Below are 13,380 nucleotides of genomic sequence, written 5' to 3' on the forward strand. Positions count from 1 at the left end.
CAGCATGGAACGCGTGTTCGGGTGCGATTCGGGGATGCGCGCCTGCCGGGGCGCGGCACTTTCACCGCGCCGGACGATCACAGGGGAATCCGCCATGGCGCATGACGACGCGATCCTGTTCACGCGCCTAGCGGATGGAATGCTGCTGCAACGTCATCGCGATGGCGCGTTCCGCGCCGGTGGTTACCCAGAGCGCCCGCGTCAAGCTCGCGGCCCTGACGGACGAAGAGATCGAGCGCATGGGCGCATCCGACCCGGATCATCCCAGCCTCGACGATGCCTTCTGGGAGCAAGCGACACAGGTTCGAGGCGCTGTCGCTCTTGCAGACTGCGACTCGCCCCCTCTCCCGTGCGGGAGAGGGTAGGGGTGACGGGACAGGTTCATCCGGAGAAGGCGCATCCCTCACCCTGTCCCTCTCCCGCACGGAAGAGGGGACCTGCGCCCTTCACGAGTCACGCCATGGCCTGCTCGAAGGCGGAAACCTGATGGAGCAGCCTCCGTTGCAGGCGGCCGGGAAGGGGCGCCGAAACCCCAATCCTACGCGTCGGGCCCGACGATCTCGGCCAGCGCCGCCTCGACCCGGCTGCGGAAGAAGTCGGCGTTGGGCATGCCTTCGGTCATCACGGCGGCGCGGCCGGTGGCTTGGCGCAGGATCTCGGCGCGCAGCGCCGGGTCGCTGCGCTCCATCATCTCCAGCATGATCCGGACCACCAGCTCGGTGGCGATCGACCGGGCGGGGTGGTCGTAATTGGGCTTGGGTTCGTCCATCGCGGGCTTTCGCTCTCAGGAATGAATCGGCGCGTCGTGCCGGTGGAACGCCCGCACGCGCCGCCAGACCGACGTGTCGTAGTTCGACGGCGTCTCGGCCTCGCCGGTGAGCCACTTGAACAGGTCGCGGTCGGGCACCTCGATCAGCGCCTCGAACTGGTCGAGCTCCGTCTCCGTCAGGGTGCCGATCTCGGCATCGGCGAAGCGGCCCATGATCAGGTCCATCTCACGGATACCCCGGTGCCAGGACCGGTACAGGATGCGGCGGCGGCGCGGATCGAGATCGGCGCTGGTGCGGGTGGTGCCGGACATTTTTTGGGACTTCCGGTCGGAGGGTAGGCAGGACCAAGATAGGCGGTCGGGCGCCATCGATCCAGGATCCGGGTTCCAGATCGGGCCGTAACCGCAGGGCGACCGGCAAAAACAAATTGCCTCCGGCGGCCGCTCCATTATCTCGGATCCGCGACGTCCCGGCGCAACGGGGCTTGAGCGGGAGTACGACGATGCCGAAGGCGATCCGGGTCTACGAGTACGGCGGCCCCGAGGTGATGCGGTTCGAGGACGTGCCCCTGGCCGAGCCCGGCCCCGGACAGATCCGGGTCAAGCAGGCCGCCATCGGCGTCAACTTCATCGACATCTACTTCCGCACCGGCGCCTACAAGTCGCCGCACCTGCCCTACACCCCCGGCAAGGAGGGTGCCGGCACCGTCTCGGCGGTGGGCGAGGGGGTGACGCAGTTCAAGCCGGGCGACCGGGTGGCCTACGGCTCGGTGCCGGACGGCTGCTACGCCGAGGAGGCGGTGATCCCGGCCGCCGCGGCGGTCCCGATCCCGGACGGCGTCGACGAGACAACCGCCGCCGCCATGATGCTGAAGGGCCTGACCGTCGAGTACCTGCTGCACCGGACCTACGCGGTGAAGCCCGGCGACACGATCCTGTGGCAAGCCGCCGCCGGCGGCGTCGGCCTGATCGCCTGCCAATGGGCCAAGCACCTCGGCGCCACGGTGATCGGCACCGCCGGCAGCCCCGAGAAGGCGGCGCTGGCCAAGCAGAACGGCTGCGACCACGTCATCCTGTACCGCGAGGAGGATGTCGCCAAGCGGGTGCGCGAGTTGACCGACGGCAAGGGCGTGCCCGTGGTCTATGACGGCGTCGGGCAGGCGACCCTGATGGGCTCGCTCGACAGCCTCGCGCCGCTCGGGCTGCTGGCGAGCTTCGGCTCGGCCTCCGGGGCGATCACCGGGCTCGACCTGGGGCTCCTCGCCCCGCGCGGCTCGCTCTATGTGACCCGGCCGACGCTCGCGACCTTCTCGTCCAACCGCGCCACCCTGGAGGAGGCGGCCGCCCGCCTGTTCAAGGTGGTCGGCGACGGCGCCGTGAAGATCGCCGTCAACGCGACCTACCCGCTCGCCGAGGCGCAGCAGGTGCACCGGGATCTGGCCGGGCGGGAAACCACCGGCTCGATCGTGATGCTGCCGTGACACCCGGCGCCGCCGACCTGCTCCTCGTCATCGACGTGCAGGTCGATTTCCTGCCGGGCGGGGCCCTCCCCGTCCGGGACGGCGACGCCGTGGTCGCGCCGATCAACGCGCTCCAGCACCGCTTCCGGCACGTGGTGCTGATGCAGGATTGGCATCCGGCCGACCACGTCTCCTTCGCCGACACCCATCCGGGGCGGGCCCCGTTCGAGACGATTGCGCTGCCCTACGGGCCGCAGGTGCTGTGGCCCCGGCACTGCGTCCAGGGCAGCCCGGGCGCGGGCTTCGCGCCGGGGCTGGCCACCGACCGGGCGAGCCTGGTGGTCCGCAAGGGCCTGGATCCCCGGGTCGACAGCTACTCGGCCTTCCTGGAGGCCGACCGCACCACCCGTACCGGGCTCGCCGGCGCGCTCACGGAGCGCGGCATCACCCGCGTCGTCCTGTGCGGGCTCGCCACCGATTTCTGCGTGCTCTGGAGCGCGCTGGACGCGCGCGACGCGGGTTTCGACGTCTGGGTGGTGGCGGATGCGGTGCGCGGGATCGACGTGGACGGGTCGCTCGCCCAGGCCTGGGCCCGGATGGAGGCGGCCGGCGTGCGCCGGATCGAATCGGCCGCGCTCGCCTGAACGGCCCCGGGAGGCGAACCGCCGCACGCGCGCCGGGAGACCGCGTCCGGCCCGACGCGTTGGCCCGGCTCCGAGACCCGACAGGAGCCAGGCGATGTCATCTAAGCACCCGAAGACCGAGACCCCGACCGATGCCGATCTCAAGGGCAATCCCGGCATCGGCACGTCCAAGGGCATGAGCGGCGCCGACCCGGAAGATCTGGAGGCGGATTCGACCTTCGAGGGCGACGTCGAGAACGAGACCAAGCCGGACGGCGGCATCGACCCGGACCATCGCCCGCGCAAGAACGCGTGACAGCGTGCCCGGGCCGCCATAGCCCGGGCCGATCCGCATCAGCGGAGGCGGGTCGGTGCCTTCGGCCGCTGCGGCGTGGCGACGGGCCCATCGGCGAAGCCGAAGCCGGGGCTGCTCGACGACACGTAGAGCTGCGCGGGGCTCGCGGTGTAGCCCCGCAAGAGGGCCGCGTTGGCGGCACTGAAGCCGGCGGTGCTGTCGGCGCGGGCGGCGCCCGCCGGGACGCTCAGGAGCAGGGCGGCGGCCAGGGCCAGGGACACAGGCTTGGACATGGGGGCGGAACCTTCGGTTCGTGCGGTATCCGGACAATCCCGGCCGCACGGGATGGCTCCTATCTGTGGTTGACGAATCGCGGCCGACGTGTGGCACCGCACAACCTACGCGACAGCGCACCAGGGTGCCCGCCGTGACGGATCAGAGCCCCAGCCCGAGTTGCAGCGGCTCGTCCTTCTCCCCCTGCTCGAAGCCCGAGAGCGCGATCCCGATCAGCCGGGCGCTGCGCCGGAGGGGAAACAGGCCGGAGAGGAGATCCAGGCCGATCCGCTCCAGGGCCGCCCGGTCGGCCACCGGGGCGGGGAGGGACTTCGCCCGGGTGACCTGGGCGAAATCCGAGAACTTGAGCTTCAGGGTCACGGTCCGGGCGCGCATGCCCTTGGCGTCGGCCCCGGCCCAGACCTTGTCGAACAGGGGCGCGAGCCGCTCCGCCAGGACGGCGAAGGCGGTCGTGTCCTCCGAGAAGGTGGTCTCCGCCCCGATCGACTTGCGCACCCGGTGGGCGCGCACCGGCCGCTCATCGAGCCCGCGGGCGACGGCGTGGTAATAGGCGCCGGACGACCCGAAGGCTTCGCGCAGGCGGTCCAGATCCCAGGCGCGGAGATCCGCCCCGGTCTCGATGCCGAGGCGCTTCATCTTCGCCTCGGTGACCGGCCCGACCCCGTGGAACCGGCCGATCGGCAGGGCGGCCACGAAATCCGGCCCCATGGACGGGGTGATCACGAACAGGGCGTCGGGCTTGCGGTAGTCGGAGGCGACCTTGGCCAGGAACTTGTTGTACGAGACCCCGGCCGAGGCGACGAGGCCGGTGCGCTCCAGGATCTCGGCGCGGATCGCCTTCGCGACGGCCGTGGCGGTCGGCAGCCCCAAAAGATTCTCGGTGACGTCGAGATAGGCTTCGTCCAGGGCCACCGGCTCGATCACCGGCGTGTGCCGGGCGAACACCGCCCGGATCTCCTCCGAGACCGCCCGGTAGACCTCGAAGCGCGGCTTCACGAACAGCAGGTCCGGGCAGAGCCGCCGGGCGGTGGCCGACGGCATGGCCGAGCGCACGCCGAACGTGCGCGCCGCGTAGCTCGCGGCCATCACCACGCCGCGCTCCCGGGAGCCGCCCACGGCGAGCGGCAGCCCGCGCAAGGACGGTTCATCCCGCTCCTCCACGGAGGCGTAGAACGCGTCCATGTCGATATGGATGATTTTTCGGAGGGCGACCTCCGGATCCATCGCCGCCTCGGGGGCTTGGCTGAAGTTCCTGATATGTTCCTAAGGATCAGGCGAGGACGTCTGGGTCAACCGGCTCGGCCCGACAGCACACAGGGGATCGCGCCAAATCCGAAAAACAGGTCCGAAAAAAATCAGGTCACGCTGCCGTAGAGGTCGTAGGCGTCGGCCCGGTCGACCTTCACGGTGACGATGTCGCCGGGGCGCACCGGGCGCCGGAAGGCGGCGTGGACATTGCCGTCGATCTCGGGGGCGTCGGCCTTCGACCGGCCCTTGGCGATCCCGCCTTCGACGGAATCGACGATCATGGCCAGCCGCTTGCCGACCTTGGCCCGCTGGAGCCGGAGCGAGATCGCGTTCTGCGTCTCCATGAACCGGCGCTTGCGCTCGGCCTTCAGCTCCGGCGGCACGAGGTCGCCCAGCGCGTTGGCGGTGGCGCCGGCCACCGGCTCGTATTCGAAGCAGCCGACGCGATCGAGCTTGGCCTCCTGCAGCCAGGCCAGCAGCTCCTCGAACTCGGCCTCGGTCTCGCCCGGAAAGCCGACGATGAAGGTCGAGCGGATCGCGAGGTCCGGGCAGGTCTGCCGCCAGCTGCGGATCCGGTCGAGCTGGCGCTCCTGGTTGCCCGGCCGGCGCATGCGCTTGAGCACGGAGGGGCTCGCGTGCTGGAGCGGCATGTCGAGATAGGGGAGCACCTTGCCCTCGGCCATCAGCGGGATGACCTCGTCCACGTGCGGGTAGGGATAGACGTAGTGCAGCCGCACCCAGGCCCCGAGCTCGCCGAGCTCCCGGGTCAGGTCGTAGAACTTCGCCCGCACGCTCCGGTCGCGCCACGGGCTCTCGGCGTAGCGGATATCGACGCCGTAGGCGCTGGTATCCTGCGAGACGACCAGCAGCTCCTTCACGCCGGCTTTGACCAGCTTCTCGGCCTCGCGCAGCACGTCGCCGGCCGGGCGGCTGACGAGGTTCCCGCGCAAGCTCGGGATGATGCAGAAGCTGCAGCGGTTGCTGCACCCTTCCGAGATCTTCAGGTAGGCGTAGTGGCGCGGGGTGAGCTTGATCCCCTGCGGCGGCACCAGGTCGAGGAAGGGGTCGTGGGCCGGGGGCACCGCCTCGTGGACCGCCGCCACCACGGATTCGTAGGCCTGCGGCCCGGTCACGGCGAGCAGGTCCGGATACTTTTCGCGGATCTCGTCCGGCTGCGCGCCCATGCAGCCGGTGACGATCACCCGGCCGTTCTCGGCCATGGCCTCGCCGATCGCCGAGAGCGATTCCGCCTTGGCCGAATCCAGGAATCCGCAGGTGTTCACGATCACCACATCCGCCCCGTCGTGGCGGCGGGCCAGCTCGTAGCCCTCCGCCCGCAGATGCGTGAGGATCCGCTCGGAATCGACCAGGGCCTTGGGGCAGCCCAGCGACACGAACGAGATCTTGGGGGCGGCCCCGGGGGTAGCTCCCTGAGGGGCGGGCGTGGCGGTTGCGGTCATGGTCGCATTCGGAAGACGGGTCGGACGCCACCCTCGCGTGCGGCCGGTGGATTCGGGTCGCACGAAGCGCGAGGACAGGCATTCGGGATCGCGTCCCTATAGCGGTTCTAACGGGCCCGCGCGAGACCGGCCGCCGCAGGGGTGCCCGGCCCGGCGCGGACGGCTGGAGCCAAGATCGAAACTTGTCTGTCTGCCGGGCTTTGCCGACAAGTCTTGAGATCCCACATCAGGTCCTGCCGGCCGTCGCCCACGCCCGGGACGGGTCCCGACCGCCCTCGACGGGCGCGGCCTTGCGCGGAACTGCCGCTTCCCCCGCGGCATCGCCTGTGCAACGGCAGCGCGCGGGGCGCGTGCCCTCAGGACATCAGCCCGAACCCGGTCATGTGGACCCAAGAGATCTGGACCCGAGAGATCCCCTTCATCGATCCCGTCGCGGCGGCCGCCCGGCTGCGGCCCCTGCCGGATCTCGCCTTCCTCGACAGCGCCATGCGGCACGACGCGCTCGGCCGGCACTCGATCGTGGCCGCCGATCCGTTCGCGCGCTTCCGGTTCCGCGACGGGCGCGCGACGCTGGACGGGCGCCCGGTCCCGGGCGGGCCGTTCGCGGCCTTGCGGGCCTGCCTGGCGCCCTACCGGGTCGAGCCCGATCCCGAAAACCCGTTCCCGGGCGGCGCCATCGGCTACCTCGCCTACGATCTTGGGGCGCAGCTGGAGCGGGTCGCGGCCCCGGCCCGGCGGGCGGGGCTCACCGACGATAGCGCGTTCAACCTCTACGACACGGTGCTGGTGATCGACCACGCCGCCGGCACCGCCCGGCTGGTTGCCACCGGCTTTCCCGAAACCGAACCGGCAGCCCGGCAGGCGCGCGCCGAAGCGCGGCTCGCCGCCTTCGCCGACCGGCTCGACACCGAGAGCCCGCCAGAAGCCGCACCGTCCCGGGCCGCAAAAAACCTCGCTTGGCGCTCGAACTTCGACCGGCAAAGCTATGAAGAAGCTGTCGAAAAGGTCCGTGCCTATATCCGGGCCGGCGACATCTACCAGGCCAACATCGCCCAGCGCTTCGCGGCCGACCTGCCGGCAGGCTTCGACCCGTTCGCGCTCTACCGGCGCCTGCGCGCTACCAACCCGGCGACCTTCGGGGCCTATCTGGAGCTGGAGGGACTGACCGTCGCGTCGTCCTCGCCCGAGCGCTTCATCCGGCTCGACGGCCGCCACGTCGAGACCCGGCCGATCAAGGGCACGGCCCGCCGGCTCGACGACCCGGCGGCCGACCGGGCCGCGGCCGAGGCGCTGCTGGCCTCGGTCAAGGAGCGGGCCGAGAACGTCATGATCGTCGACCTGCTGCGCAACGACCTGTCCCGGGTCTGCGCGCCGGGCAGCGTCGCCGTGCCCACCCTGTGCGGGCTGGAGACCTACGCCAACGTCCACCACCTCGTCTCGGTGGTGACCGGGACGCTGCGCGACGGGCTCGACGCCCTCGACCTTCTGGAGGGCACCTTCCCAGGGGGCTCGATCACCGGCGCTCCAAAAATCCGCGCCATGGACATCATCACCGAGATCGAGGGCGACGCCCGGGAGCTCTATTGCGGCGCCATCGGCCGGATCGGCTTCGACGGGGCGCTCGACACCTCGATCGCGATCCGCACCGTGTTCATGGACGCGACCCGGGCGGTCCTGCAGGCCGGCGGCGGCGTGACCCTGCTGTCGGAGCCCGGCCCGGAATACGACGAGACGCTGGCCAAGGCCGCCCGGGTGTTCGAGGCCTTCGCATGATCCTCGTCCTCGACAATTACGACTCCTTCGTCTTCAACGTCGTCCGCTACCTGGAGGAGCTGGGCGAGGCGGTCCGGGTCGTGCGCAGCGACGCGCTCGACGTCGCCGGCATCCGGGCGCTGACCCCGGACGCCCTGGTGGTGTCGCCGGGCCCCTGCACCCCCGCGGAGGCCGGCATCTCCCTGCCGGCGATCCGCGACCTGTCCGGCCAGGTGCCGATCCTCGGCGTCTGCCTCGGCCACCAGGCGATCGGCGCGGCCTTCGGCGGCACGGTCGAGCGGGCGCAGCGCCCCCTGCACGGGCAGGCGACCCCGATCACGCACCAGGGCGAGCGGCTGTTTTTCGGACTTCCGGCGCCGATGCCGGTCGGGCGCTACCACTCGCTGGTGGTCACCCCCGGCCCGGACATGGAGAAGCACCTCTCGATAGACGCGGTCTCGCAGGAGGGCGAGGTGATGGCGCTCTCGCACCGGACCCACCCGACCTACGGCATCCAGTTCCACCCGGAATCGGTTCTGACCGAGGGCGGCCACGCCCTGTTCGCCAATTTTTTGGGACTCGCACGCGCCTGGCGGGAGAAGCACGGCCACCGGGACGGGCGCGACAATGCTGTGGCGTGACGGCGCGCTCATCCCGGGGACGCACGCGTCCCTGGACCACACCGACCGCGGCCTGACGCTCGGCGACGGCCTGTTCGACACGGCGCTGGCCCTCGGCGGCCGGGTGGCCTTCGAGGACGCCCACATCGCCCGGCTCGTCGCCGGCGCGGAGGCGCTCGGGATCCCCGCCGAGGCGGACAGAATCCGCGCGGCCATGCGGGCGCTGGCCGGGCAAGGGAATGACACAGGTAGGGCAGACGCGGACAGGCTGGCGATCCGCACCACCCTCACCCGCGGCTCCGGCCCGCGCGGGCTGAAGCCGCCGCCGGATCCGCAGCCGACCCTGTTCGCCACCGCGGCGCCGAGCGCCAAGGGCGCGGCCTTCGCGCCCCTGCGGCTGTGGCCGACGGGGATCGCCCGCAACGACACCTCACCCGCCGCCCGGCTGAAGACCTTAGGGTATCTCGACGCGGTCATGGCCGCCCGCGACGCCGCCGCGGCGGGCTTCGACGAGGCGCTGTTCTGCAACAGCCGGGGCCGCGTCGCCTGCGCGGGCACCGGCAATCTCTTCGCGGTCTTCGGCGACCGCCTGGTCACGCCGCCGCTCACCGACGGCGTGCTCGCCGGCATCATCCGCGCGGAGGTGCTGGGGCTGGCAGGAGTCTGCGAATTGCGCGCGGAGGAGGGCTCACTGCGCCTGACCGACTGGCTCGGCGCCGAGGCCGTGTTCGTCACGAACTCCCTGCGGCTGCTCGCCCCGGTGACGGCGATCGGCGAGACCGCCCTCGCCAGCGCCGCGCACCCGGCCGTGGCCCGGCTCGCGGCGGCGCTCCGGACGGCGGTGGCCCGCGCCTGCGGGGTCGCGGAGGAGCACGTCTGATGCGCGAGCCGACGCCTGAGACCTGGCGGCGCCGGCTGCGCTACGCCCTGGCCCTGATCTATGCCGGCATCGGGATCGTCCATCTCGTGGCCGCCGACGCGATGCTGCTGCTGATGCCGGATTGGGTGCCGGCGCCGCGCCTGGTGATCCTGGCCACCGGCCTGTGCGAGATCGCCGGGGCGATCGGCCTCCTGACCCGGTCGCTGCGCCGGGCGGCCGCGATCGGGCTCGCCCTCTACGCGGTCTGCGTCTACCCGGCCAATCTCAAGCACGCCTTCGACGCCGTCCATGTCGACGGCATCCCGGATTCCTGGTGGTACCACGGCCCCCGGCTGGCGTTTCAGCCGGTCTTCGTCTGGGCGGCGCTCTGGGCCGGCGGCCTGATCGACTGGCCGTTCGGCGCGCGCCGGCGCTGAGACCCGGACCGGTCGATCGCACCGGCGCCCCGGCATTCGCCGCGCGCCGCGGCCGGAGCGGTGAGCAACGTCTGAGAAACCGTGATCACAGGATCCCGGGATCTCAGGCTCACGGCAGGCTTTGATCCCGGGATCACCGCGGATAGACTGTGGTGCGGCCGCCGCACGCGCTGGAACATCGCGTCGCCCGGCCTCGATACGAGCCACGTGCATGACGAAGCGCCGCGCTGCCGGCCGAACGACGCCGATCGCCGACACGCTGCCGGAGCGCGCCGAGGTCGAGCGCGCCATCGAGGCCGTCCTCGACCGCCTGCGCCCCAAACCGGTGGGAGCGTCCGCGTCGCAGGTCTCACAAACCAAGACCACCCGGAAACCCGGTCCGGGTCGGAGGAGCGATTGAACGGCTCGGGCTCGGCCAAAAGGTTCCTCCACAGGGCGAAGATATCGCCCGGACCCGTCCGGCCCGACCGGCGTTCCCCGTCCGGAAGCCGCGTTCCCGACAGCGGCCCGTATCGGAGACAGACCGCCCCATGGCCAAGCCGAAGACGCTGCACGACGCCTTCTACGAGACCCTGAAGGACGTCTATTACGCCGAGAAGCAATCCGTGAAGGCGCTCAAGAAATCCGCCAAGGCGGCCGAACACCCGGAGCTGCGCCAGGCCTTCGAGACCCATGCCGAGGAGAGCGCCCAGCAGGTCGAGCGCCTGACCCAGGTGTTCGAGATCATCGGCAAGCCCGCCCGCGCCAAGACCTGCGAGGCGATGCAGGGCATCACCTCCGAGATGGAGGAGGATCTGGAGGATTTCGCCGACAGCCCGGCTGCCGACGCGGTGCTGGCCGCCTGCGCCCAGGCAGTGGAGCATTACGAGATCGCCCGCTACGGCACCCTGAAGACCTGGGCCCGCCAGCTCGGCCACGACGAGGCCGCCAAGCTCCTCGACGAGACCCTGCAGGAGGAGAAGAAGGCCGACGCGCTGCTCTCCAAGATCGCCGAGACGATCAACACCGAGGGCACCCCCAACGACGACGCCGAGGCGCCGAAGCCGCCGAAGTCCCCCAAGAAGGCCGCCTGAGCGCGGCTGCGGCGGAGGACGGGAGACCGCTCCTCCGCCGGCTTGGAGTTCCGAGTTCCCAAAGGGCTCAGCCCTTTGGCGGGGTCCGGGGCGGAGCCCCGGAACTCACTTCGCCGTCTCGATCGCGCTGAGGGGCGTCCAGTAGCAGCGATCCTGAGCATTCGTCAGGGCGAGGCACCCATAGGTCATCGTCCGCGTCTCGAGCCGGACGTCCTCGCCGAGCTTCCACGACCGGCACTCGCCGGTGGCGAGGCTACCCTTCAGGAGCTGGCCGAAGGCCAATTCCTCGCCGGCCATGACCAGCTTGAACAGGCGGTCGGTGACCTCCTGGGTGTGGCAGCCGAACCGCTCCTTGACGATCGTCTCGGCCCGGACGGCCCGGGGCAGGGCGACGGTGACGGCGAGGGCGGCGATGGCGGGCAGGAGGATGCGCATGGCCGAAGGATAAGGGCCGGCCGCCGCCTGTCGAGCCCTCGCGCCGATCGCGACCTGCGGGCGAAAGCCGCGCCTGCTACGCCGTCTCGTCCCGCTTCGCCGCCTGCCAGGCGGCTTCCATGGCGGCGAGATCCGAGCGCCCGAGTTCCCCGCCCGCGGCCTTCAGGTGCTCCGCCATGGCGGCGAAGCGGCGCTCGAACTTGGCGGTGCCGTCGCGCAGGGCGGTCTCGGGATCGACCCCGGCATGGCGGGCGAGGTTGGCCACCGAGAACAGCAGGTCGCCGATCTCCTCCGACAGGGCCTGCGGATCGCCGGCCGCGAGGGCCTCGGCGACCTCGTCGGTCTCCTCTCGGACCTTGTCGATCACCTGGGCGGCGTTGCCCCAGTCGAACCCGTAGGCGGCCGCCCGCCGGGAAATCTTTTCGGCCCGGGCCAAAGCCGGCAGGGCCTGGGCGACGCCCCCGAGGGGATCCGGCGCGGCGCCGCCGGGCTCCCGGGCCGCCCGCTCCTGCGCCTTGATCGCCGCCCATTGCGCCTCGACCTGAACCGGGTCGCGCAGGGCCGAGCCCGCGGGGAGGGGGGTCCCGCCGGCGTCGAACACGTGCGGGTGGCGGCGGACCAGCTTGTCGCCGATCGCCCGGGCCACGTCGTCGAAGGCGAAGGCGCCCTCCTCCTCGGCCATGCGGGCGTGGAACACCACCTGGAGCAGCAGGTCGCCGAGCTCGTCGCGCAAGTCGTCCCGGTCGCCCCGCGCCACCGCGTCGGCGACCTCGTAGGCTTCTTCGATCGTGTAGGGCACGATGCTGGCGAAGGTCTGCCGGACGTCCCAGGCGCAGCCGCCTGCGGGATCGCGCAGGTCGGCCATCAGGCGCAGGAGCCTGCGCAGGGGGGCCGGCTCGCCGGCCGTCTGGGTCTCGGGCCGGCTTGAATCGCGTGCGTCGTTCATGCCCCGGGGTTAGAACAGGACGCGGGACAAGGAAATCCGGCGGCGGCCCGGGTCAGACCCGGGCGTCGCGCTCGCGCACCCGCTCGGACTGCAGGTCGCTGAGATAGCCGGTCAGGCGGCCGGTGACGCCCGGGTCGGCGCACTGGACCCAGAGCGGCGCCGGCAGCGCGCGCCTGGGCAGGCGTAAGAGAAAGGCCTCGGCCGACAGGGCCGCCTCCCGCTCGGAATTGGCGGCCAGCAGCCGGGCTCCCGCCTGCGTGCCGATCAGGATCGCGATCGTGGCCATGGGCTCCCTCATCCTGGATGACCAACGACGCGACCGGCCTTCGCGTTGCGTCGGCCGGGGAGGGCGCCGGTGCCGCGCCTGATGCAGCCGAGCCTGGCAGGGCCGAACCCGCATCGGGGGCGGCGAAGCCCTTGGCCTGTCCTTGCAAAACAGGAGGGCCGCTATCACGTATGCCGGGCACTCACTCTGCGCCAAGCGGGTGGGTGCCTCCCTTTCGGATCGTCGTGAACCTGCCGCGCCTCGCCTGACGAAGCGACGGCTGGTCATCACGGTGCTCTGACGACGGTATCGGGTTCACCGGGATCGACGGCCACGATCTCGGTGCGATGCCGGCAAAAGGGCGGTTGACAGCAGAATGCAGGGCGTCCTATACGGCGCCTCCCGACGCGGTGCCGAAGCAAAGGCGAGCCGGCGGGACGGACTTTCCGAAGATTTCAGTAGCACTTGACCGGGACGATCCGGTGGTTTACTGGTCTCTTCAAGGCGCTGACCAAGGTTAGCCCCGCTCTTTGACAAGTGAATACGAGAAAGAGAAGCGTGGACGGCGCTTGTCCTTGCGGACCCGGTGCAAGCCGGGTCATCAAGAGGATGCGAGCTGTCATGCGCTTTTTGGAAGCTCACACGGTTCGGGTGGAAACGCCCGGATCAATGTGAGCCTTCGTCAAGATGTAGTGATCAGCTTTGATCAATCTCTTCAACGTGAGAGTTTGATCCTGGCTCAGAGCGAACGCTGGCGGCAGGCTTAACACATGCAAGTCGAGCGGGCATCTTCGGGTGTCAGCGGCGGACGGGTGAGTAACGCGTGGGAACGTGCCCTCTGGTT

The 13,380-nt window shown here is 70.9% G+C and carries 17 protein-coding genes and 1 rRNA gene; 10 read left to right on the top strand and 8 right to left on the bottom strand.

Features of this window, described 5'->3' with window-relative positions:
- Positions 1-538: 538 nt before the first annotated feature.
- Both MKL09_RS16345 and MKL09_RS16350 read right to left on the bottom strand, forming a co-directional pair.
- Positions 539-769 carry a hypothetical protein gene (locus tag MKL09_RS16345; protein WP_244021791.1) on the bottom strand — a complete coding sequence of 77 codons (231 nt, stop codon included), beginning with the start codon at positions 767-769 and terminating at the stop codon, positions 539-541.
- A gap of 15 nt (positions 770-784) precedes the next feature.
- Positions 785-1,081, bottom strand: a complete 297-nt coding sequence (locus tag MKL09_RS16350) for a succinate dehydrogenase assembly factor 2 (protein WP_244021793.1) — start codon at positions 1,079-1,081, stop codon at positions 785-787.
- 191 nt (positions 1,082-1,272) lie between these two features.
- Here MKL09_RS16350 and MKL09_RS16355 point away from each other — a divergent pair, with 191 nt between their 5' ends.
- The 3 genes from MKL09_RS16355 to MKL09_RS16365 all read left to right on the top strand — a co-directional run bounded on the left by MKL09_RS16355 (position 1,273) and on the right by MKL09_RS16365 (position 3,168).
- Complete coding sequence (locus MKL09_RS16355) at positions 1,273-2,250, top strand: quinone oxidoreductase family protein (protein ID WP_244021796.1); 978 nt, start codon at positions 1,273-1,275, stop codon at positions 2,248-2,250.
- On the top strand, positions 2,247-2,873 hold the full coding sequence (pncA, locus tag MKL09_RS16360; RefSeq protein WP_244021798.1) for a bifunctional nicotinamidase/pyrazinamidase: 627 nt from the start codon (positions 2,247-2,249) through the stop codon (positions 2,871-2,873). The genes MKL09_RS16355 and pncA overlap by 4 nt, the downstream gene beginning before the upstream one ends.
- Positions 2,874-2,967: 94 nt before the next feature.
- A complete protein-coding gene (locus MKL09_RS16365; protein WP_243941354.1) occupies positions 2,968-3,168 on the top strand; it encodes a hypothetical protein in 201 nt (66 codons plus the stop codon).
- A 38-nt stretch (positions 3,169-3,206) separates the two neighbouring features.
- On the opposite strand, the gene MKL09_RS16370 is transcribed toward MKL09_RS16365, so the two are convergent.
- The 3 genes from MKL09_RS16370 to rimO all read right to left on the bottom strand — a co-directional run bounded on the left by MKL09_RS16370 (position 3,207) and on the right by rimO (position 6,149).
- Positions 3,207-3,440 (bottom strand): hypothetical protein, encoded by a 234-nt coding sequence (locus MKL09_RS16370; protein ID WP_244021800.1) that lies wholly within the window; start codon positions 3,438-3,440, stop codon positions 3,207-3,209.
- Positions 3,441-3,582: 142 nt separating this feature from the next.
- A complete protein-coding gene (dinB, locus tag MKL09_RS16375; RefSeq protein WP_244021806.1) occupies positions 3,583-4,665 on the bottom strand; it encodes a DNA polymerase IV in 1,083 nt (360 codons plus the stop codon).
- Between the two features lie 131 nt (positions 4,666-4,796).
- The gene (gene rimO / locus MKL09_RS16380; RefSeq protein WP_244021808.1) at positions 4,797-6,149 is read right to left on the bottom strand and encodes a 30S ribosomal protein S12 methylthiotransferase RimO; all 1,353 of its coding nucleotides are present in this window, start codon (positions 6,147-6,149) and stop codon (positions 4,797-4,799) included.
- Positions 6,150-6,530: 381 nt separating this feature from the next.
- On the opposite strand from rimO, the gene pabB reads away from it, so the two are divergent.
- From pabB to MKL09_RS16410, 6 genes are all read left to right on the top strand, one after another.
- Entirely contained in the window at positions 6,531-7,922 is a 1,392-nt protein-coding gene (gene pabB / locus MKL09_RS16385) for an aminodeoxychorismate synthase component I (RefSeq protein ID WP_244021810.1), read from the top strand.
- The gene (locus MKL09_RS16390; RefSeq protein ID WP_244021819.1) at positions 7,919-8,542 is read left to right on the top strand and encodes an anthranilate synthase component II; all 624 of its coding nucleotides are present in this window, start codon (positions 7,919-7,921) and stop codon (positions 8,540-8,542) included. Before pabB ends, MKL09_RS16390 begins: the two co-directional genes overlap by 4 nt.
- A complete protein-coding gene (locus tag MKL09_RS16395) occupies positions 8,529-9,401 on the top strand; it encodes an aminotransferase class IV (protein WP_244021820.1) in 873 nt (290 codons plus the stop codon). Before MKL09_RS16390 ends, MKL09_RS16395 begins: the two co-directional genes overlap by 14 nt.
- A complete protein-coding gene (locus MKL09_RS16400) occupies positions 9,401-9,817 on the top strand; it encodes a DoxX family protein (RefSeq protein WP_244021821.1) in 417 nt (138 codons plus the stop codon). The genes MKL09_RS16395 and MKL09_RS16400 overlap by 1 nt, the downstream gene beginning before the upstream one ends.
- A 211-nt stretch (positions 9,818-10,028) precedes the next feature.
- Positions 10,029-10,217 (top strand): hypothetical protein, encoded by a 189-nt coding sequence (locus MKL09_RS16405; protein WP_244021823.1) that lies wholly within the window; start codon positions 10,029-10,031, stop codon positions 10,215-10,217.
- A gap of 130 nt (positions 10,218-10,347) precedes the next feature.
- Positions 10,348-10,890, top strand: a complete 543-nt coding sequence (locus tag MKL09_RS16410; protein ID WP_244021824.1) for a ferritin-like domain-containing protein — start codon at positions 10,348-10,350, stop codon at positions 10,888-10,890.
- Positions 10,891-10,995: 105 nt separating this feature from the next.
- On the opposite strand, the gene MKL09_RS16415 is transcribed toward MKL09_RS16410, so the two are convergent.
- The 3 genes from MKL09_RS16415 to MKL09_RS16425 form a co-directional block, all read right to left on the bottom strand.
- A complete protein-coding gene (locus MKL09_RS16415; protein WP_244021825.1) occupies positions 10,996-11,325 on the bottom strand; it encodes a hypothetical protein in 330 nt (109 codons plus the stop codon).
- 76 nt (positions 11,326-11,401) lie between these two features.
- Complete coding sequence (gene mazG / locus MKL09_RS16420; RefSeq protein ID WP_244021828.1) at positions 11,402-12,271, bottom strand: nucleoside triphosphate pyrophosphohydrolase; 870 nt, start codon at positions 12,269-12,271, stop codon at positions 11,402-11,404.
- A 52-nt stretch (positions 12,272-12,323) separates the two neighbouring features.
- The gene (locus MKL09_RS16425; protein ID WP_243966519.1) at positions 12,324-12,557 is read right to left on the bottom strand and encodes a hypothetical protein; all 234 of its coding nucleotides are present in this window, start codon (positions 12,555-12,557) and stop codon (positions 12,324-12,326) included.
- A gap of 695 nt (positions 12,558-13,252) precedes the next feature.
- On the opposite strand from MKL09_RS16425, the gene MKL09_RS16430 reads away from it, so the two are divergent.
- Positions 13,253-13,380 (top strand): 16S ribosomal RNA (locus tag MKL09_RS16430); the annotation flags it as partial.

It is taken from the genome of Methylobacterium sp. J-048 (genome assembly GCF_022829515.1).
GTDB lineage: Bacteria > Pseudomonadota > Alphaproteobacteria > Rhizobiales > Beijerinckiaceae > Methylobacterium.

What these genes read in the sequence shown, in the direction of transcription:
- MKL09_RS16345 (WP_244021791.1), bottom strand. Translation starts at nt 769, where the DNA reads ATGGACGAACCCAAGCCCAATTACGACCACCCCGCCCGGTCGATCGCC.
- MKL09_RS16350 (WP_244021793.1), bottom strand. Translation starts at nt 1,081, where the DNA reads ATGTCCGGCACCACCCGCACCAGCGCCGATCTCGATCCGCGCCGCCGC.
- MKL09_RS16355 (WP_244021796.1), top strand. Translation starts at nt 1,273, where the DNA reads ATGCCGAAGGCGATCCGGGTCTACGAGTACGGCGGCCCCGAGGTGATG.
- MKL09_RS16365 (WP_243941354.1), top strand. Translation starts at nt 2,968, where the DNA reads ATGTCATCTAAGCACCCGAAGACCGAGACCCCGACCGATGCCGATCTC.
- MKL09_RS16370 (WP_244021800.1), bottom strand. Translation starts at nt 3,440, where the DNA reads ATGTCCAAGCCTGTGTCCCTGGCCCTGGCCGCCGCCCTGCTCCTGAGC.
- dinB (WP_244021806.1), bottom strand. Translation starts at nt 4,665, where the DNA reads ATGGATCCGGAGGTCGCCCTCCGAAAAATCATCCATATCGACATGGAC.
- rimO (WP_244021808.1), bottom strand. Translation starts at nt 6,149, where the DNA reads ATGACCGCAACCGCCACGCCCGCCCCTCAGGGAGCTACCCCCGGGGCC.
- pabB (WP_244021810.1), top strand. Translation starts at nt 6,531, where the DNA reads ATGTGGACCCAAGAGATCTGGACCCGAGAGATCCCCTTCATCGATCCC.
- MKL09_RS16390 (WP_244021819.1), top strand. Translation starts at nt 7,919, where the DNA reads ATGATCCTCGTCCTCGACAATTACGACTCCTTCGTCTTCAACGTCGTC.
- MKL09_RS16395 (WP_244021820.1), top strand. Translation starts at nt 8,529, where the DNA reads ATGCTGTGGCGTGACGGCGCGCTCATCCCGGGGACGCACGCGTCCCTG.
- MKL09_RS16400 (WP_244021821.1), top strand. Translation starts at nt 9,401, where the DNA reads ATGCGCGAGCCGACGCCTGAGACCTGGCGGCGCCGGCTGCGCTACGCC.
- MKL09_RS16405 (WP_244021823.1), top strand. Translation starts at nt 10,029, where the DNA reads ATGACGAAGCGCCGCGCTGCCGGCCGAACGACGCCGATCGCCGACACG.
- MKL09_RS16410 (WP_244021824.1), top strand. Translation starts at nt 10,348, where the DNA reads ATGGCCAAGCCGAAGACGCTGCACGACGCCTTCTACGAGACCCTGAAG.
- MKL09_RS16415 (WP_244021825.1), bottom strand. Translation starts at nt 11,325, where the DNA reads ATGCGCATCCTCCTGCCCGCCATCGCCGCCCTCGCCGTCACCGTCGCC.
- mazG (WP_244021828.1), bottom strand. Translation starts at nt 12,271, where the DNA reads ATGAACGACGCACGCGATTCAAGCCGGCCCGAGACCCAGACGGCCGGC.
- MKL09_RS16425 (WP_243966519.1), bottom strand. Translation starts at nt 12,557, where the DNA reads ATGGCCACGATCGCGATCCTGATCGGCACGCAGGCGGGAGCCCGGCTG.